This is a genomic window from Hymenobacter edaphi (assembly GCF_003258365.1).
Lineage (GTDB): Bacteria > Bacteroidota > Bacteroidia > Cytophagales > Hymenobacteraceae > Solirubrum > Solirubrum edaphi.
Genome location: NZ_QHKM01000007.1, coordinates 63,963 through 82,610, shown reverse-complemented (window position 1 = coordinate 82,610; position 18,648 = coordinate 63,963). Strand labels below are relative to the sequence as shown.

The following is an 18,648-nucleotide window of genomic DNA, read 5'->3' as shown; positions in this document are numbered from 1 at the left end:
TCAAAACCAGGTTGGCCGCCGGATTTCTCGCACCTGGTCCGGCTTAGCCCAGCCCGCAGCAGCTTGGGGCATGCAAGCGCCGCGGCAACCGTATCGGCGCCGGTACCAACGCAAAACCGGCCCGCCTCCCGCTGGGAAGCAGGCCGGTCGAAGGCTTGCGGATTCGGTTCTAGCGGCTGGGGCCAGGGCTTCGGCCCCAGCCGCGCTTTCGGTGGATTTGCCCATCACAACCTGCTCGGCAAGTGCCACCCCTGGAGCTATTCCACCAGCAGTTTGCCAGTGACGGTACCGACCCGCAGGGTATACAGCCCGCCGCGCAGGCCCTGCAAAGGCAGAGTGACTTCGCTAGCGCCGGGGCTCACGGGTACCGTCAGCGCCCTGCGGCCTAGCTGATCCAGCAGCTGCACTTCGGAGCTGGCCTTGGGTACCCGCAGCCGCACCCATCCCTTGGCAGGGTTAGGCCAGAAGCTCAGGGCTGAGGCGGACGCCCCGCCTGCCGTACTCAATACCTGCGGGCGGTTTAGCCGGACGCTGACGGAATTGCCATTGCCCGAGCCCGGCCCGAAACTGGTCGTGAGCATGTCCAAGTCACCGTCCCCGTCCACATCGCCCAAGAGCAGGCGGTTGGGCCCGGCGCCCACTGTTACGCGCGCATTGGCGCTCGGCGCGACAAAGTTGGCGCTGTGCAGTCCGGTGTTGAAGTAGAGGTACACCGTCGTTTGCCCAGCCTTGGCAACTGCCAGATCCAGGTCACCATCCCGGTCCAAGTCGCCCAAAGCCGCTATTCCGCCCCCGATTGCCACATCGCCATTAGTGGGCGGCGCGGCAAATATTCCCGTGTTCAATCCAGTATTCAGGCGGATGCTAGCGGTGCTTTGGTTGCCAAACGTGAGGTCGGCTGTGGACAACAAGTCCTTGTCGCCGTCTCCATCCAGATCCGCCAGCAGCAACATCTGCACCGGCTGGGCGATGGGCACGGATGCCGCCGGGGTCAATGTCCCGGTGCCATTGTTCAGGGCGACGCCCGCCGTGGCAGTGCCCTGCACAAAGACCACATCCAGGTCGCCGTCCGCGTCAACATCGCCCGTTGCCATGTAGCCCGCGGCCACCGCAGTGCTCGTCAGCTGTGCCGGCCCGAAGACGCCCGCCCCATTGTTGCGGCTGATGGTTATTCCGTCACGCCCGTTTGCCAGCATATCCAGGTCGCCGTCCGCGTCGATATCGGCCAGCAGAACCTGGCTTACCCCCGGCACGGCAATGGCGGCGGTACTCACCGCGGGGGAGAAAGCGCCCGCGCCGGTGCTCAGGCACACGTTCACCGAGCCGGAGCCAACCCAGCCGTCGTTGTTGGCCGTAACCAGATCCAACGTGCCGTCGCCGTTCACGTCGCCCGTCGCGATGTTGGTTGTGTAGTTGCCCGTCAGCACCTCCGCGTTGGTGGCTGGTGCCACGAAGTTGCCGCTGTTCAGGCCACTGTTGATCCGAACCGTCACTTTGGTTGCGGCAAAGCCGCCGTAGGTGGAGGTGAGCAGATCCAGGTCGCCGTCGCCGTCGACATCAGCCAAACGGATGTCCAGGGGCAGGAAGCCAACGGCCGGTTCGGCATTGGTAGCAGGCGCTACAAAATAGCCGTTGCCGCTCCCGCTCACGGCCGTTGTAAACTGATAAATCATCGGGGGCAACGTCGAACCGCCTGCTCCTACCCCTGCCACCTGCACGCTGACTTCTTCGCCTGGCACGAAATCCTGGGTGGGGTTAAACCCCAAGCTGCTGCCCGTGTCGTCTAGGCTCAGTGTACCGGCCTTCTGCCCGCCCATGCGGCTGCTGAACACGCGCATGTGTATTGCGGTCAGGCTGCTGCCAATAACCTGATTGAAACCCATATTGACGTTGCTCGCTACCGGGGCAGCCGTGGCATTACGGGCGGGCGACATGCTGGTAACGGTCAGGTTTTGTGCTTGCCCTGAAAAGGCCACACCAATCATTACTGCCTTCGTCAGAATCCAGATCTTTTTCATCTTATCAACCTTTTATATCATCAGGGGCTAATTTATAAGAACCCCCTGATTATAACCTTTTTCATCATGGAATAAAAGAAGCCGGCCCGCCTTCCTTGCGGAAAGCGGGCCGGCTTCGGTCTGGCAGATTCGGTTCTAGCGGCTGGCGGCCAGCGCTTCGGCCCCACCCACGATTTCAAGAATCTCGTTCGTGATGGCGGCCTGACGACCCCGGTTATAGGTCAGCTTGAGGGCCTTGAGCAGCTCACCGGCGTTTTCGGTGGCTTTGTCCATGGCCGTCATGCGGGCGCCGTGCTCCGAGGCGTTGCTTTCCAGTACGGCTTTGTAGAGCTGCACCTTCAGCGAGGTCGGAATCAAGGTCTGCACGATTTCCTCCTTGCTCGGCTCGAAGATGTAGTCCACATTCGAAGCCGTAGCGGTGGCACCAACGGGCTCGGCGGGCGGCAAGATGGGCAGCAGCTGCTCCGTGCGGATGATCTGCGTAGCCACGTTCTTGAACTCGTTGTACACGATTACCACCTCGTCGAACTGCCCGGCGCGGAAACCGGCCATGGCTTCTTCAGCCGCGGCCCGCACCGTGTCGAACGACAGCTGCTGGAACACGTGGGTGTAGTTGCCCACCAGCTCCCCGCGGCGGCCGAAGTAGTCGTGCGCCTTGCGGCCGATGGCCATGACGCTCACGCCGCCGTTGGCCGCCTGAGTGGCGTACCGCTCCTGGATGGCCTGGTTCACGCCCTTGAACACGTTGCTGTTGAAGGCACCGGCCAAGCCGCGGTCCGAGGTAATGGCAATGATGAGCACGCGGCGCACCTCGCGCACCACGCCGTACGCCCCGGTCACCTCGGCCCCACCGCCCTGCGAAAGGTTCGACAGGATGCCGTTGAGACGCTGGGCGTAGGGCCGCATGCGCATGATGTTGTCCTGCGCACGGCGCAGCTTGGCTGCCGCCACCATTTTCATGGCTTTGGTAATCTGCTGCGTCGAGCTGACCGACTGAATCCGGCCGCGGATTTCTTTAAGGTTAGCCATTGAATGGTTGAATTGTTAAATGGCTAAATGGTTGATTGTTCTCGCGTTGCCAGAACGACCAACCATTTAGCCATTCAACCATTTAACAATCTATTTCGCAGCGTACGAGGCCGACAGGTCGTTGATTACCTGGCGGATGGTGCCCGTGATGGCGTCGTCGAGCTTACCGGCTTTCAGGCCAGCCAGCACGTCGGCGTGACGGGTGTTCATCACCTGCGTGAACTCCTTCTCGAACTCGCGCACCCGGTTCACGGGGATACGGTCGAGCAGGCCGTTCGTGGCCGCGTAGATGATGGCCACCTGGTCTTCCACTTTCACCGGGGAGAACTGCGCCTGCTTCAGGATTTCCAGGTTGCGACGGCCCCGCTCGATGGTGAGCTTGGTCGAGGCGTCCAGGTCGGAGCCGAACTTGGCGAAGGCTTCCAGCTCGCGGAACTGGGCCTGGTCCAGCTTCAGCGTACCGGCCACCTTCTTCATCGACTTGATCTGGGCCGAACCACCCACGCGCGATACCGAGATACCTACGTTGATAGCCGGGCGGATACCGGAGTTGAACAGGTTCGTCTCCAGGAAGATCTGCCCGTCGGTAATCGAAATTACGTTGGTCGGGATATAAGCCGATACGTCGCCAGCCTGCGTCTCGATGATGGGCAGAGCCGTCAGCGAACCGCCACCTTTCACGAGGCCTTTCAGGCTCTCGGGCAGGTCGTTCATGTTGCGGGCAATGGCATCCGAGGCGTTAACCTTGGCGGCGCGCTCCAGCAGGCGGCTGTGCAGGTAGAATACGTCGCCGGGGTATGCTTCGCGGCCCGGGGGGCGGCGCAGCAGCAGCGACACTTCGCGGTAAGCTACGGCCTGCTTCGAAAGGTCATCGTACACCACCAGAGCCGGACGGCCCGTGTCGCGGAAGAACTCCCCGATGGCGGCACCGGTGAAGGGGGCGAAGAACTGCATCGGCGCGGGGTCAGCGGCCGAAGCCGAAACCACCACCGTGTAGTCCATGGCACCGCCGCGCTGCAGCGAGTTTACGATCTGGGCTACCGTCGAGGCCTTCTGGCCGATGGCAACGTAGATGCAGAAAACCGGTTCGCCGCGCTCGAAGAACTCGCGCTGGTTCAGGATGGCGTCAAGCGCTACGGTCGATTTGCCGGTCTGACGGTCACCGATGATCAGCTCGCGCTGGCCCCGGCCAATCGGAATCATGGCGTCGATAGCCTTGATACCGGTTTGCAGCGGCTCGTTAACGGGCTGACGGAAGATTACGCCCGGAGCCTTGCGCTCCAGCGGCATGTCGTACAGCTCGCCGGCGATGGGGCCGCGGCCGTCGATGGGCTGGCCCAGCGTGTTGACCACGCGGCCCACGATGCCCTCACCGACTTTGATCGAGGCGATTTTGTTGGTGCGGCGCACGGTGGCTCCCTCGCGGATTTCCGAGTAGTCGCCGAGCATTACGGCACCTACGTTGTCTTCTTCGAGGTTCAGAACCAGGGCCTGCAGGCCGTTCTCGAACTCAATCAGTTCACCCGACTGGGCTTTCGAGAGGCCGTAAATGCGGGCTACCCCGTCGCCAACCTGCAGCACCGTACCGACTTCTTCGAGTTCGGCTTCGGTCTTGAAATTGGACAACTGCTCCCGCAGAATGGCGGATACTTCATCCGGACGTACTTCTGCCATGATGCTGACTTATAGGTTGGCTTGGTAGGGGTTCTCTTTGAAAGTGGAACGCAGGCGGTTGAGGCGCGTGCGTACCGAATCGTCGATCTGCCGGTCGCCGAGGCGCAGCACGAACCCGCCGATGAGCGAAGGGTCCACGTGCTCCTTGAGCAGCACTTTGCCGCCGGTCTGATCTTGCACCAGACGCTCCACGTGGGCGCGGAGTTCCGGCGTGAGCGGGGTGGCCGTAGTCACGTCCGCCGATTGAATCCCGCGCAGGGCGTTGAACTGGGCCAGGAATTCCGGGGCCACAAATTCCAGCGCGTTTTCGCGGTTCTTTTGGGTGATGATGGTGAAGAACCGCATGGTCATGTCCGACACCTTGCCGTCAAACAGCCGCCGCAGGATGGCCAGCTTCTTGTCGTGCTTCACAATCGGATTGCGCAGCAGCAGCCGCAGGTCGCGGCTGCCTTCCAAGGTATTGCCGAACAGGTCCATGTCCTGTTTTACCGCATCCAGCGTACCCTGCTCATTCGCCAGATCCAGCAGGGATTTGGCGTAGCGGGCGGCGACTCGTAGTTCAGACATTGGGTTGGTCAGTTATCAGTTGTCAGTTGCTGGTTGTCAGTACAGGCGCCAAAAGCGGGGAAATGTGCTCCTGACAACTGACAACTGTTACCGGACAACTATCAACTCTAATTCAGTTTTACCTCTTGCAGGTAGTCGGTCACCAACTGCTTTTGGGCGGTGGCGTCCGTGAGTTCGCGGCGCAGGATGCGCTCGGCAATGTCGATGGACAGTTGCGCGGCCGTGTTTTTCACTTCGGCCAGGGCAGCTTGTTTCTCGTTCTGGATGGCTTCGCGGGCCTGCATGATCAGGCGGGCGCCTTCGTCCGTGGCCTTCTGCTTGGCCGTTTCGATGAGCTGGTTGCTCATCGCGCCGGCTTCCTTCAGAATACGGTCACGCTCCATGCGGGCTTCGGCCAACAGCTTGTCGTTGTCGGCTTTCAGGGCCTGCATCTCCAGCTTGGCCTGGTCGGCCTGCCGCAGGGCGCCTTCGATGCTCTCCTCCCGCTCGCTCAGGGCGGCCAGGATGGGCTTCCACGCGAAAGCGCGCAGAATGAGCAGTAGGATTACGAAAATGGCCAGCTGCCAGAACAGCAAGCCGAAACTAGGGTTGGTAAGCATGGTCGCTTAGCAGATTGCTAGGTGAGAAATGGGCTCCACGGGGCGTCCGACGGAACCACCCGAAACAACCCAATAACAGCATCAACCCGGCCACCAGCCCCCGCAGTGGGAAAGCCGGCGGCCGGGTTATCTATGCTACTACTGCAGTTTCAGAGCAATCAGCAGGCAGACTACGACGGCGAACAGAGCTGCACCTTCAACGAGGGCCGCTACGATCAGCATAGCCGTCTGGATTTTGCCCGAAGCCTCGGGCTGGCGGCCGATAGCCTCCATGGCGCTGCCGCCAATGCGACCGATGCCGAGGCCGGCACCCAGGATAGCCAGGCCAGCACCGATACCAGCGCCCATTACGGCCAGACCAACAGCATTAACGACCTGCAGCAACAGAGTGAGAAGCATAAAACAGGGGTTTGGGGAGTGTGAAAAGGAGAAAAATTCGAAAAAGGAAAAAACGAGGGAAGCGCGGCTTAGTGAGCGTGCGCGTGGGCCGGCGCGTCGGCGTCGTCGCCGCCGATGCCGTAGTCGTGGTCATCGTGCTCTTCCACGGCGCCGCCGATGTACATGGCGGTGAGCAGGGTGAAGATGTAGGCTTGCAGCAGGGCCACCAGCAGCTCCAGGCAGTTGATGAACAGACCGAAGGCCAGGGACAGCGGCGATACGGCCACCGTGTTGAAGATGAAGATCAGCGAGATGAAGCTCAGGATGATGATGTGACCGGCCGTGATGTTGGCAAACAGTCGAACCATCAGCGAGAAGGGCTTCGAAATCACGCCGATGAGCTCCACCGGAATCATGATCGGGCGCAGCCACAGCGGAACGCCGGGCGTCCAGAAGATGTGCGACCAGTAGTACTTGTTGGAGCTGAACGTGGTGATGAGCAGCGTGATGAAGGCGAAGAGGAACGTGACGGCGAGGTTGCCGGTCAGGTTCGCGGCGCCCGGCAGCAGGCCCAGCAGGTTGTTGAACCAGATAAAGAAGAAGATGGTCAGCAGGTACGGCAGAAACTTCTTGTACTTGGGACCAATGGCCTTCTTGGCAATTTCGTCGCGAACGAAGAGGATGATGGGCTCGAAGAACGACTGCAGGCCTTTGGGCGCGCGGCCGTGGTTTTTCTTATAACCCGCAGCTACCGAAGTAAATACCAGGATGAGCAGCAGCACGCTGATGAGCATGGAAGCCACGTTCTTGGTGATGCTCAGGTCGTACACCGTGCTGCCGTCTTCGGTTACCAGGTGCTCGTGCTCCAGCTTCAGCCCGTCGTAGCTTTCCTTGAACTCGTGGCCGAAGCGGCTCGACGAGAAAACCGACAGGCCTTTGTCGGGACGGTAGGCAATGATGGGCAGCGGCAGCGTGACGTGGTTCTCGCCAATGGAGGTAAAGTGCCATTCGTGCGAATCGCCCACGTGGTGCAGAATCATCTCACCGGCGTTGAACTTGCCCTCTTCGGTGGCTTCAACCTGCGTATCGGCGGTGGTAGAAACCTCCGTGGGATGTTCCTGCGCGAAAACCGGCAGGGTCAGAATCCAGAAGAGAAAGGGCAGAAACCGCTTCATTCAGAATGATTTAGGGTCAATCGAGTCCAAAACTACGCCTCGTCGGAGGGCTGTTTTGAAAACGGGCGCAAGTTAGTCACGACGTTCCAGACTTCAAACCCGGTATAGAGAAAATACAGGAGGAAGAACAGGCCCAAAAAAGTCCAAGTACTATTGCCCGCCTTGGCCCCGCCACGCACTAAGTAGGTTACAACAACCACTAAAGCGAGTACCAAGCGCAGGGCGGTGGTGCTGAACCAGGCCGTCATCAGTGACTCCGGGTCGCGCTGAAAGGCACGCCAGGTCAGCCAGAAGGTCAGCGCCGTGAGCACCACAAAGAAGAGCAGCAGCCAGTCCGCCTGCGGATGCACCACCGCCGCGCCGTACTGCAGCCGCAGGGCATAGATGCCGGCGCCGAGTAAAACGGAGAAGAGGAGCAGATTGCGAAGGAAACGGTTCATGCAGTGCGGGGCGCGCGGGAGCGGCGGACGCGGGGTCAAAGAGCGGGGCGTGGGGCAGCCGTAAGAAAATCAGCCGCCGAAGAGTTCATTTGTCGTTGGAAACGCTGCGGATAATCTGGTACATGGCGGCGAATACTCCTAGTAAGGACAGCACCACCGTGGCCCAGGGGCTCCAGCCGTATTTCTCATCGAGCCAGACGCCCAGCCAGACGCTGAGGCCGATGGTCACCAGCATCTGCATGCCCACGCCGGAGTAGCGGGCCAGCTGGCTCGTACTTTTCTTAGGCGGAGGCGTGGATTCGGGCATGAATTTCAAATGAAGGCTGCAAAGGTACGCCATGATTGCCAAATCAGCAGCCAACCCGCACTAAATGAGGCCGAATCCGGCCGCGGCCGGACGGCACCGGGTAAATTCGCGTACTTTTAGCTGATTTGCGGCGTTGTACGTGGTCGGGACGCAGCCCAGGCAACAGCCCAGGCAACAGCCGAGGCGGTTGCTGCACCCGGGCTGAACAAAAGGGCTGCCCGGCAGCGTTTTCCCCGCAACTCATCCTTCATCCACCGCCTTCTGCTGCCCGTGCCGAATTCCGCGCGTTTTGCTTTATCCTCCGCTTGTGGCCTGTTCGTGGCCGGCACGGCCCTGCTGCTGAGCGGCTGCTCGGCCGAGCGGCACAACGTGGTGGCCCGCACCTACCAGAACATTACGGCCCGCGACAACGGCTACTTCCTGGCCCGCGAGAAGATGCGCGCCGAAGAGGACAAGCTCTATAAGGAGCGGCCCAACGACTACAACCGCGTGCTGCCGCTGTTTCCGGTGGTCGACTCGGTGAAGGCGGTGGGCCTGACGGCGGCCATGGACGAGGTGGTGAAGAAGGCATCCATCCCGGTGGTGCGCCGCAGCAGCAGCGACTGGACCGACGATGCCTACATTCTGATCGGCAAGACGCGCTTCTACAAGCGCGAGTTCGAGGAGGCTGTCAAGACCTTCAAGTACATCAACACCACCAGCAACGACGCCAACGCCCGGCACGAGGCCTTGATCTGGCTGATGCGCACCTACATGGTGACCAAGCAGTGGGACAACGCCTCGGCCGTCTCGGATTTGCTGGATAAGGAAGAAGGCACCGAGGCCAACGCCCGGGAGCTGTTTCTGACCCGCGCCGAGTATTACCTCCACGAGGGCGAGGAGCAGCTGGCCATTGCCAACATCCAGAAAGCAATTCCTTATATCCCGAAAAAGGATGAGCGCAGCCGCACGCGCTACATCCTGGCCCAGCTGTACCAGAACAACGGGCAGGACAAGGAAGCCTACGCCGAGCTGAACAAGATTCTGAAGCGCAACCCGCCCTACGAGCTGGATTTCTTCTCCAAGCTCATGCTCGGGCAGGTGTCGGACCTGAACCAGCAGGACCGGGCCCGCCTCGACAAGTACTTCAGCAAGCTCCTGAAAGACCCGAAGAACAAGGAGTACCGCGACAAGATCTATTACGAAATGGCGCGGCTGGACTACCGCCAGCAGCATTTCGACTCGGCGCTGAAGCTGGTGAACCAGTCGGTGCGGGCCAATACGACCAACAAGGCCCAGCGCGGCTACGCCTACCTGCTGGCCGGGCGCATCTACTACGAGAACCTACGCAAGTACCAGCTGGCCGCGGCCTACTACGACAGCACCACCCAAAGCCTGCCGCGCGAAACGCCGGGCTACGCCGCCATCAAGGAGCGCAGCGACATTCTGCGCGACTTCGCCAAGCAGATTACCGTCATCCAGACCCAGGACAGCCTGCTCACGCTGGTGCGCCTGGATACGGCCGCCCTGCGCGGCCGCCTGACGGCTTATGCTGATGCGGAAATGCTGCGCCGCAAGCGCGAAGCCGAGCGGCAGGCCGCCCTGGCCGCCCGCAGCGCCAACCAGACCGGCACCGGTCAGGACCCGACGCGCACCGGCAACTCCGACGTCGACCCGCTGGCTTTTGCCACCAACAACGCGGGCCGGGCGTGGTACTTCGACAACCCGCAGGCGCTGAGCACGGCCCGCGGTGACTTTGAGCGCCGCTGGGGCAACCGCCCGCTCACCGACAACTGGCGCCTGAGCAGCCTGGCTACCACCGGCGCCCCGGCCCCGGGCGCGGGCGCCCCCGTGACGGTGGGCGGCGCCAGCAACTCCGTCATCAATCCGTCGGGGGATGCCTCGGCCAAGCAGGCAACGCCGCAGGACGAGCGGGCCGCCCTGATAGCGGAGTACCGGCAGAGCCTGCCTTTCACGACCTCGCAGCAGCAGCAGTCCGAAGCCCAGATCGAAGAGGCGCTGTTTGCCCTGGGCGCCATCTACAACCAGCAGCTGAAGGAGCCCACCAACGCAGTGCAGACCTACGAGCAGCTCTTGCAGCGCTTTCCGAAGGGGCCGCACACGGTGGAAACGTACTACACGCTCTACCTCATCTACAAGGAGCAGAACGACCCCAAGGCCGAGCAGTACGCCCAGCGGCTGCGCACGGAGTTTCCCAACTCCTCCTACGCCCGCCTGGTGGCCGACCCCGAGTACCTGCGCCGCGCTTCCCTGGCCAACGAGCAGATGACGGTGCGCCTTGATTCGGCCTTCGCCTTCTACAAAAAGCAGGAATTCCGCAAGGCCAACGCCGCCCTGCTGCGGGCGCGGAAGCTGAACCCGCAAACCGACCTGGACGACCGCGCCGACTACCTGGCCGCGCTGCTGGTTATCCGCACCCAGCCGCCCGCGGCCCACAAGGCGGCCCTGACGGCTTTCGTGCAGAAATACCCCGAAAGCCCGCTGACCCCGCGGGCCCAGGAACTGTTGCAGAGCTATACCAAGTACGAATCGGGCCAGCTGGCCGGGGCCCTGGCCTCGACGGAAAAGCCGGTGGTGTCGTTCTTCCGCCCCGGCGAGGTCGACAACCGCATGCGCATCGACTACGACGAGCCGCTGCCGGCGCCCCGCCCGGCCGCGCCGGCGCCGGCGGCTGCCCCCCCGAAAAAGGAGGAGCCCCAGCCCAAGGAGGCCGCCCCCGCGGCAGTACCGGGCGTGAGTGCAGGTCCGCAGCCGGCAGCCACCAAGAAGACGCCGGCCAAAGACGCCGATAACACCCCGGCCCCGCCCGCGCCGGGCACCCCCACGCCGCCCGCATCTGCGCCGCCGGTGGCCCCGGCGCCGGAGCCTTCGCCTTACGCGTTCAACCTGGCTGCGCCCCACGCCGTAGCCATTGTTTTCCCGAAGGATGCCGCCGCGTTCAACGACCTGCAGGTACAGTTGACGGCCTACAACAACCGCTTCTTCAAGGCCAGCAACCTGCAGATTCAGGTGCAGCCGCTGGGCGCTACGCAGCAGCTGGTGGTGGTGCAGCCCTTTGCCAACAACAAGGTGGCGCAGAACTACGCCCTGAAGCTGCGCGGCCCGCAGGGCCCGCTGCTGAAACTGCGTAACGCGGGTTACCAATCCTTCCAGATCGGTATTGATAACCTGCCCGTGCTGCTGACGCGCGGCAACCTGGAGGAGTACCAACGCTTCGCCCAGCCCGTTTACTCAATTAAGAATTAACAATTAGTAATTAATAATTATCCCGTCAGCCCGCGTCAACATAAGGCCTGCCGGGACAGTTAGTAATTACTAATTGTTAATTCTTAATTCTTAATTCCCCTCAATGCCTACCGTTTCGCGGTCCAAACCTGCTTTCCGGGCCAAGCCCAACCGTCCCGAGCGTTTCGGCGCGCTGACGCGCACCCTGTGGGTGCTCTTCGGCGCCGGCGTGCTGGGCACTATTCTGTACGTGCTGGCCGTCAGCGTCAACTTCCTGAACCTGTTCGGGAGCATGCCTAACCTGAAGTCGCTCGAAAACCCGAAGAGCGAAGTGGCCTCGGAAGTGTATTCGGCCGACGGCGTGCTGATGGGCAAGTACTTCCGCGAAAACCGCACGCCGGTTTCCTACGACGACCTGCCGCAGAACCTCGTCGATGCCCTGGTAGCCACCGAGGACTCGCGCTTCGAGCAGCATTCCGGCATCGACGCCAAGGCCATGACCCGCGTGGCGGGCGGCATCCTGACGGCGGGGGCCCTGGGCAAAAGCGGCGGCGGCTCGACCCTGACGCAACAGCTGGCCAAGCTGCTGTTTCGCACCCGCGAAGACCTTAACGACGGCCTGCTCAACGACGTGCCGGGCCTGCGCATGCTCATCACCAAGACCAAGGAGTGGATTCTGGCGGTGCGGCTGGAGCGCAACTACACCAAGCGCGAAATTCTGCGCATGTACCTCAACCAGGCCGAGTACGGCTCCAATGCCTTCGGGGTATTTACTGCCGCCAAGACCTTCTTCAACAAGAAGCCGAAAAACCTGACTCTGGAGGAATCGGCGCTGCTGGTGGGCCTGGTAAACGGTCCGACGTGGTTCAGCCCGGTGCGCCACCCTGAGCGCAGCCGCAAGCGCCGCGACTGGGTGCTGAGCCAGATGCGCAAGTATAACTACCTCGACGATGCAGCGTACACCGCCGCCATTGCCAAGCCCATCAAGCTCGACTACAAGGTCGAAAACCAGAACGAAGGCATTGCGCCCTACTTCCGGGTGGAGGTCAGCAAGATGCTGCGCCAGTGGGCCAAGGAAACCGAGCACGATCTGTACTCCGATGGCCTGAAGATTTACACCACCATCGACTCGCGCCTGCAGAAGTACGCCGAAACGGCCGTGGCCGACCACATGAGCCTGCAGCAGCGCTGGTTTGATGCCCACTGGAAGGGCCAGCAGCCTTGGCGCGACGAAAACGGCCGGCTCATTCCGAACTTTCTGAGTACTTCCATCAAGCGCACCGAGCGGTACCGTGCCCTGCAGGCCCGCTTCCCCGACCAGCCGGATTCGGTGAAGTACTACCTGAACAAGAAGTACCGCATGAAGGTATTTACCTGGAAAGGCGGTGAGAAGGAAGTGCTGATGTCGCCGATGGACTCCTTGGCCTACTACAAGCGCCTGCTGCACGCAGGCTTCATGGCCATGAACCCGCTTAACGGGCAGGTGAAGGCCTGGGTGGGCGGCATCAACTTCAAGTACATCAAGTACGACCACGTCAAGCAGGGCAAGCGGCAGCCGGGCTCCACGTTTAAGCCCTTCGTGTACGTGGCGGCCATCGACCGCGGCTACTCGCCCTGCTACCAGCGCCCCGACATTGCCACCACTTTCCCGGCCGTGGCGGGCCGCCCGCCCTACACGCCCAAAAACTTCGAGGGCAGCTATTCGGGCCGCACGTTCACGCTGCGCCAGGCCCTGGCCCGCTCCCTGAACTCTATCACGGCCTGGCTGGTAAAGGAAATCGGGCCCGAGGACGTGGTGAAGTACGCCCAGCGCCTCGGCATCACCTCCCCCATCGAGGCCGTGCCCGCCGTGGGCTTCGGCTCCTCCGACGTGAGCATCTACGAGCTGGCCGGCGCCTACAGCACCTTCGTGAACAAAGGCGTGTGGACGGCTCCCATGATGGTGACGCGCATCGAGGACAAGAACGGCAACGTACTGCGCGAGTTCGTGCCGCAGACCAAGGAGGCGCTGAGCGAAGAAACGGCCTACCTGATGACCTACATGATGCGCGGCGCGGTGGAGGAAAAGGGCGGCACGTCCATTATCCTGCGCGGCGGCTTCAAGTTCCAGAACCAGGTGGCCGCCAAAACCGGCACCACCTCAAACTACTCCGACGCCTGGTTTATGGGCATGACGCCGAACCTGGTGTGCGGCATGTGGGTGGGCGGCGAAGACCGCAGCATCCACTTCCGTACCGGCGCCTACGGCCAAGGCTCCCGCCTCGCGCTGCCCATCTACGGCATCTTCATGCAGCAGGTGTACAAAAACAACAAGGCCAAGGACCTCGACGTCGACACCAAGGATTTCCCGGCGCCCAGCAAGCCGCTCAGCATCGAAATCGACTGCTCACGCTACTACGGCGGCCAGCGCGACACCATTCCCTACGAGCAGAAGCAGAACCCGACCGACCTGCAGGACATCGACCGGGACAACATCTAGCCGGCGGCCTGCCCCCGCAAATAGCCGACGTGGCCGGGATTTCCCGGCCACGTTTTTTGTTTAACTCGTACCAGCTTTTACGCCCGGCAGGCGGCTTCGCGGCCGGCCACAGCGTACTCCTTTTTCGCCGTTTCCGCCTAACTCTCCCCCCATGGCTGCCCAAGCCCACCTGCAAGAGCAAATTCGTCAGCTGCCGCACCGCCCGGGCATCTACAAGTACTTCGATGCCGAGGATACCATCATCTACGTCGGCAAAGCCGTGGACATCCGCAAGCGCGTCAGCAGCTACTTCACCAAGCAGGACCACAACAAGAAAACCCAGCAGCTGGTCAAGAACATTCACCGCATCGAATTCACCATCGTCGATTCGGAATCGGATGCCTTTCTGCTCGAAAACAACCTGATCAAGCAGCACCAGCCCAAGTACAACATCCTGCTGAAGGACGGCAAAACTTACCCGTTCATCTGCATCACCAACGAGCGGTTTCCGCGGGTGCTGCCCACGCGCAACAAAATCAACGACGGCTCACGCTACTACGGCCCCTATGCCACGGGTACCGGCCTGAACGTCATTCTGGAGCTGATCCGCGCCCTGTATCCGCTGCGCACCTGTACGTACAACCTGAGCCCGGAAAACGTGGCTGCGGGCAAGTACAAGGTGTGCCTGGAGTACCATATTGGTAACTGCAAAGGCCCCTGCCAGGATTTGATTGATGAGGACAGCTACGGTCAGCACATCCAGCAGATCCGTAACATCCTCTCCGGCAACCTGACGGTAGCCAAAAACTACTTCAAGGACCGCATGATGCAAGCGGCCACGGAGCAGCAGTACGAGCTGGCCCACCAGTTCAAAACCAAGCTCGATAAGCTCGACGACTTCCAGGCCAAGAGCACCATCGTCAACCCCACGCTCTCGAACATCGACGTGTTCAGCATTGCGTCCAACGAGAAATCGGCCTTCATCAACTACCTCAAGGTGATGAACGGCTCCATCATCCAGACGCAGTCCTTGGAAGTGCAGAAGAAGCTCGATGAAACCGACGCCGAAATCCTGGCGCCCATGGTCATGCAGCTGCGCCAGGAATTCGAGAGCGAGTCGCGCGACATCCTGGTCAACGTGGAGCTGCCCGAGCTGCCCCTGCCCGGCGTCAAAGTCGCAGTGCCCGAAATTGGTGACAAGCGCAAGCTGCTTAACCTCTCCATCAAGAACGTGCTGTATTTGCGCAAGGAAAAGGAGTCGATGAACGAGAAGTCCAAGGATGTGAACGAGGTGCGCATCCTCGAAACGGCCAAAAAGGACCTGCACCTCAAGGAGCTGCCCCGCCACATCGAGTGCTTCGACAACTCCAACTTCCAGGGTGACAACCCGGTGGCGGCTATGGTGTGCTTCCGCAACGCCAAACCCAGCAAGAAGGACTACCGCCACTTCCACATCAAAACCGTCGTCGGCCCCAACGACTTCGACTCGATGTACGAAATCGTCACCCGCCGCTACCGCCGCCTGCTCGACGAAGGCGCCAGCCTGCCCCAGCTCATCATCGTCGACGGCGGCAAGGGCCAGCTCGGCATGGGCGTCAAAGCGCTGAAAGACCTCGGCATCTGGGGCCAGATACCCATCATCGGCATTGCCAAGCGCCTGGAGGAAATCTACGTCCCCAACGACCCGCTCCCTCTCTATATCGATAAGAAAAGCGAGACGCTACGCCTTATCCAGCGCATGCGCGACGAAGCTCACCGCTTCGGCATCACCTTCCACCGCTCCCGCCGCGACGCCGCCACCCTCAAAACCGAGCTTACCGACGTGAAAGGCCTCGGCCCCGTCACCGCCGACAAGCTGCTGAACAAATTCAAATCGGTCAAGAAGATCAAAGAGTTGAGCGAGTCGGAGCTAATAACCGAAATTGGCAAAGCCAAAACCAAGGTGCTGCTCGACTACTTCGCCAGCCAAGATTCCCCAACTGAAACCATCTGACATTACCAGAAATAGCAGAAAGCAAAAGCCCCCGCCAGTTGTGGCGGGGGCTTTTGCTTTCTGGACCAATCGTCCACGAAATCCGTGGCATCCGAAAAATCCGTCTAAATCCGTGGTCTTAGAAGCTCCACAGGCTGTACTCGTAGTCAATCAGGTCCGAAGCCGCCTGCGAGGCAGCCAGGATGCCCTGACGCTGGTCACCGTAGATTTCGTCGAGGCGCTGGTCACCCGGGTTCGACACCTTCACGATGTACGAGTTGAACAGCCACAGCTCGAAGGCATCAGCCAGGTTCTTGTGCTGGGCGTCGTTCTGCGGGTTAAACCAGATAGCCTTGTCCGGGTTGGCGCGGAACACCTTCACCAAGTCGCTGTACTTGAACGTACCGATGGGCTTGTCAATACCAGCCGTGTTACCCGGAGCCGTTGCCGGCACCACCAGCGTGATGGTCTTGATGTCGTGATACATTCTCGACCGTTTTTTGTCGAAAATCATATCCTCCTTCAGTTCCAACTGGTACAGGTCTTTCGGACGGTACTCGTAGCTCGGGGGCGCAGCCGGCTTCGGCGGCTCCACGGCGACGGTTTGGTAGATGATCTTACCTTTCTTGTCCTTCAGCGGCTTGCCGTTGGCACCCAGCTTGGGCACACGCTTGGTCGTCGCGGCAGCGCCTTTGCTACCCGACTTGGCCGAACCGCCCCAGGCGTCGCCTCCGCCGCCCCCGCCCCAGCTGTCGTCTTCTTTCAGGCCGGCAGCTTTCTCTTCATCCGACAGGCCTTGGCTCTGCTCGGCGTACGAAGAGTTGTTCTTCACCTCGTCGGAGGTAAAGGACGAAGTGAGGGAGTCGTTGCGGTAAGCCGGCAGTTCACCACGCTTCACGGCATCCAGAATCACGCGGGTGATTTCCTTGCCTTCCGAAAACATCGGCTTGTTCTGCTTCTCGCGCAGATCAATCTGGCGCCAGATGGTTTTGCGGAACATGATATCCGAGCTCGGAATCGGCCGATAGGAGCCATTGCTGCTCGCCGTGGTGGCCTGTTCCTGAGCCGACGCCGATACCGACAACGTCAGACCAACCGCCAGCGCGGCAAAGGAAGTGTACTTGTTCATGTGAGGAGAAAGATAAAAGGCAGCTAGTTGGTTCAACCGGCTGAGCGGATTACAGCAGCGGCACGTTGAATTGCTTCGTCATGCGCACTTCCTCCTGCTCGCCGCGGAAGTTCATGCGACGCACTTCCTTCACTTCGATGTACAGACGGTCACCTTCGCGGGCCGAGTTTACAACGTTGGTCAGGTTAGCATCCGGGCCTTCGAAGGTCATCGTCGGGATGGCCGGACGACGGCCACGCACCAGCGTTACTTCGTAGCGGGTTACGCGGAAGCGGGCGTCTTCCGGCAGGAAGTTGGCGAAGCCCTGATCCGGCACGGCGCGCAGGCTCAGGTTACGCACGGCCGTAATCGGCGTACCCTGCTTCTCGTTGGCCTCGCGGCCACCGACGATGCATTTGATTTCCGGCTTGGGAATCGGACGCACCTTGAAAGTCTGCGAGCCAATGGCGTTGCCACCGCTGCTGACGTTCAGGGTCACTTCACCCGAGTTCGGCACCAGCGTTACTTCGCCCAGCTTGCCGCCTTGGATAACCGAAGCACCCGAGGCCGTGAAGCCCGGTTTGTAGTTGGCACCCAGCGCCGGTACCGAAACCGTCAGCTTGTTGCCGCACTTGAAGTACAGCGCCTGTACCGAAGCCGATTGAATCTGCATGACGGGCTTGGTCACGATGTAAGGAACCGTAACCTTAAACGTCGTATCGCGGCCGCTATTGCCTTTGATGCGAACCGTACCCGTCCAGCTTTTTCTGGCGTTGCCCGAAGCATCGAATGCGCCAGGGGTAGCCGTGAACTCAATCTTGCCTTTGCCGTCCGGACCAACCTGCAGCGGCGAGCCGTTCAGCGTCATTGCCGGCCGCATACCCGTGGCCGAAGCCGTCAGGAACAGTTCAGCTTTGTACTTGGTGCCGGCAGCTACCGTGTTCGACTCAGCGCTGGCGAAAGCCCCGATTTTGTCGAATACGATTACCGTACCGCCCACCTGCTTCGACAGCTCGGCCATGGCGTCCGACTCGTACTTCAGCACTTCAGCCTCTTTCTGCGACAGCACAGCCAGTGCAGCTACCAGCGGCGTGTTTTCGAAGTTCAGCTCCGCGAAGTTTTTGCTCTTCTGCGACTGTTCCGTTACGCCCGGATCTTCCTTGGCATCCAGTGCCAGCGGAGATGCACCCGGTACGATAGCCTTGATGTAGGAAGAATAGCCGTTCAGCTCGTCCTTCATCTTGTAAGCCAGACCGTTTTTGCTTGGACCGAGCATGGTAATGGCGACTTTGTCTTCCATGCTCATGTTCTTATAAGCATTGTTGCCCTTGCCAGCCTTACCGTTTTCGGTAGCTACGAGCAGCTTGTCGCGCACATCGTTCAGATAGGCTACAACCTGCTTCGTCTTTTCACGCACTTCCTCGCTCTTTTTCAACACGGCCACATCTTTGGGCGTGTTACGGTTCTTCTCGACTTGCGCCTGGATGCCTTTTACCGCATCGTCGTTAGCTTTCAGCACCTTTTGGTTGATGCTCGACAAGCTGTCGTCGAGGAACTTGAATTTGAGCAGAATTGCGGAGTTTACTTGCAGCGCGAGAAGGGCAGTCAGTACCAAGTACATCATGCCGATCATCTTTTGCCGCGGTGTTTCTTTACCTCCCGCCATTGTATTGGATTCCTATAAAAGAGACCTGGGTG

General features: G+C 60.7%; 14 protein-coding genes. 3 read left to right on the top strand and 11 right to left on the bottom strand.

Going from position 1 to position 18,648, the window contains the following annotated elements; genetic code table 11:
- Nucleotides 1–257 precede the first annotated feature (257 nt).
- From DLM85_RS19070 to DLM85_RS19030, 9 genes are all read right to left on the bottom strand, one after another.
- Nucleotides 258–2,018: an FG-GAP-like repeat-containing protein gene (locus tag DLM85_RS19070; RefSeq protein ID WP_111479768.1), complete on the bottom strand. Its 1,761-nt coding sequence runs from the start codon at nt 2,016–2,018 to the stop codon at nt 258–260.
- A gap of 135 nt (nt 2,019–2,153) precedes the next feature.
- On the bottom strand, nt 2,154–3,047 hold the full coding sequence (gene atpG / locus DLM85_RS19065; protein WP_111479767.1) for an ATP synthase F1 subunit gamma: 894 nt from the start codon (nt 3,045–3,047) through the stop codon (nt 2,154–2,156).
- A 90-nt stretch (nt 3,048–3,137) separates the two neighbouring features.
- The gene (gene atpA, locus DLM85_RS19060; RefSeq protein WP_111479766.1) at nt 3,138–4,721 is read right to left on the bottom strand and encodes a F0F1 ATP synthase subunit alpha; all 1,584 of its coding nucleotides are present in this window, start codon (nt 4,719–4,721) and stop codon (nt 3,138–3,140) included.
- Between the two features lie 9 nt (nt 4,722–4,730).
- Nucleotides 4,731–5,288 carry an ATP synthase F1 subunit delta gene (gene atpH, locus DLM85_RS19055; protein ID WP_111479765.1) on the bottom strand — a complete coding sequence of 186 codons (558 nt, stop codon included), beginning with the start codon at nt 5,286–5,288 and terminating at the stop codon, nt 4,731–4,733.
- A gap of 107 nt (nt 5,289–5,395) precedes the next feature.
- Nucleotides 5,396–5,887 carry a F0F1 ATP synthase subunit B gene (locus tag DLM85_RS19050; protein WP_111479764.1) on the bottom strand — a complete coding sequence of 164 codons (492 nt, stop codon included), beginning with the start codon at nt 5,885–5,887 and terminating at the stop codon, nt 5,396–5,398.
- A gap of 138 nt (nt 5,888–6,025) precedes the next feature.
- Nucleotides 6,026–6,286 (bottom strand): ATP synthase F0 subunit C, encoded by a 261-nt coding sequence (atpE, locus tag DLM85_RS19045; protein WP_111479763.1) that lies wholly within the window; start codon nt 6,284–6,286, stop codon nt 6,026–6,028.
- Between the two features lie 68 nt (nt 6,287–6,354).
- The gene (gene atpB, locus DLM85_RS19040) at nt 6,355–7,440 is read right to left on the bottom strand and encodes a F0F1 ATP synthase subunit A (protein WP_111479762.1); all 1,086 of its coding nucleotides are present in this window, start codon (nt 7,438–7,440) and stop codon (nt 6,355–6,357) included.
- Nucleotides 7,441–7,472: 32 nt separating this feature from the next.
- Complete coding sequence (locus DLM85_RS19035) at nt 7,473–7,880, bottom strand: hypothetical protein (RefSeq protein WP_111479761.1); 408 nt, start codon at nt 7,878–7,880, stop codon at nt 7,473–7,475.
- Between the two features lie 85 nt (nt 7,881–7,965).
- Nucleotides 7,966–8,187: an AtpZ/AtpI family protein gene (locus DLM85_RS19030; RefSeq protein WP_111479906.1), complete on the bottom strand. Its 222-nt coding sequence runs from the start codon at nt 8,185–8,187 to the stop codon at nt 7,966–7,968.
- Between the two features lie 270 nt (nt 8,188–8,457).
- On the opposite strand from DLM85_RS19030, the gene porW reads away from it, so the two are divergent.
- The 3 genes from porW (at nt 8,458) to uvrC (ending at nt 15,863) form a co-directional block, all read left to right on the top strand.
- The gene (gene porW, locus DLM85_RS19025) at nt 8,458–11,433 is read left to right on the top strand and encodes a type IX secretion system periplasmic lipoprotein PorW/SprE (protein ID WP_133257149.1); all 2,976 of its coding nucleotides are present in this window, start codon (nt 8,458–8,460) and stop codon (nt 11,431–11,433) included.
- A gap of 103 nt (nt 11,434–11,536) precedes the next feature.
- Nucleotides 11,537–13,891 carry a penicillin-binding protein 1A gene (locus DLM85_RS19020; RefSeq protein ID WP_111479759.1) on the top strand — a complete coding sequence of 785 codons (2,355 nt, stop codon included), beginning with the start codon at nt 11,537–11,539 and terminating at the stop codon, nt 13,889–13,891.
- 151 nt (nt 13,892–14,042) lie between these two features.
- Complete coding sequence (uvrC, locus tag DLM85_RS19015; protein ID WP_111479758.1) at nt 14,043–15,863, top strand: excinuclease ABC subunit UvrC; 1,821 nt, start codon at nt 14,043–14,045, stop codon at nt 15,861–15,863.
- A 118-nt stretch (nt 15,864–15,981) separates the two neighbouring features.
- Here uvrC and porN read toward each other — a convergent pair whose 3' ends face one another.
- Both porN and porM read right to left on the bottom strand, forming a co-directional pair.
- Nucleotides 15,982–16,971, bottom strand: a complete 990-nt coding sequence (porN, locus tag DLM85_RS26070) for a type IX secretion system ring subunit PorN/GldN (protein WP_243636042.1) — start codon at nt 16,969–16,971, stop codon at nt 15,982–15,984.
- A 49-nt stretch (nt 16,972–17,020) separates the two neighbouring features.
- Nucleotides 17,021–18,616: a type IX secretion system motor protein PorM/GldM gene (gene porM / locus DLM85_RS19000; RefSeq protein ID WP_111479757.1), complete on the bottom strand. Its 1,596-nt coding sequence runs from the start codon at nt 18,614–18,616 to the stop codon at nt 17,021–17,023.
- Nucleotides 18,617–18,648 lie beyond the last annotated feature (32 nt).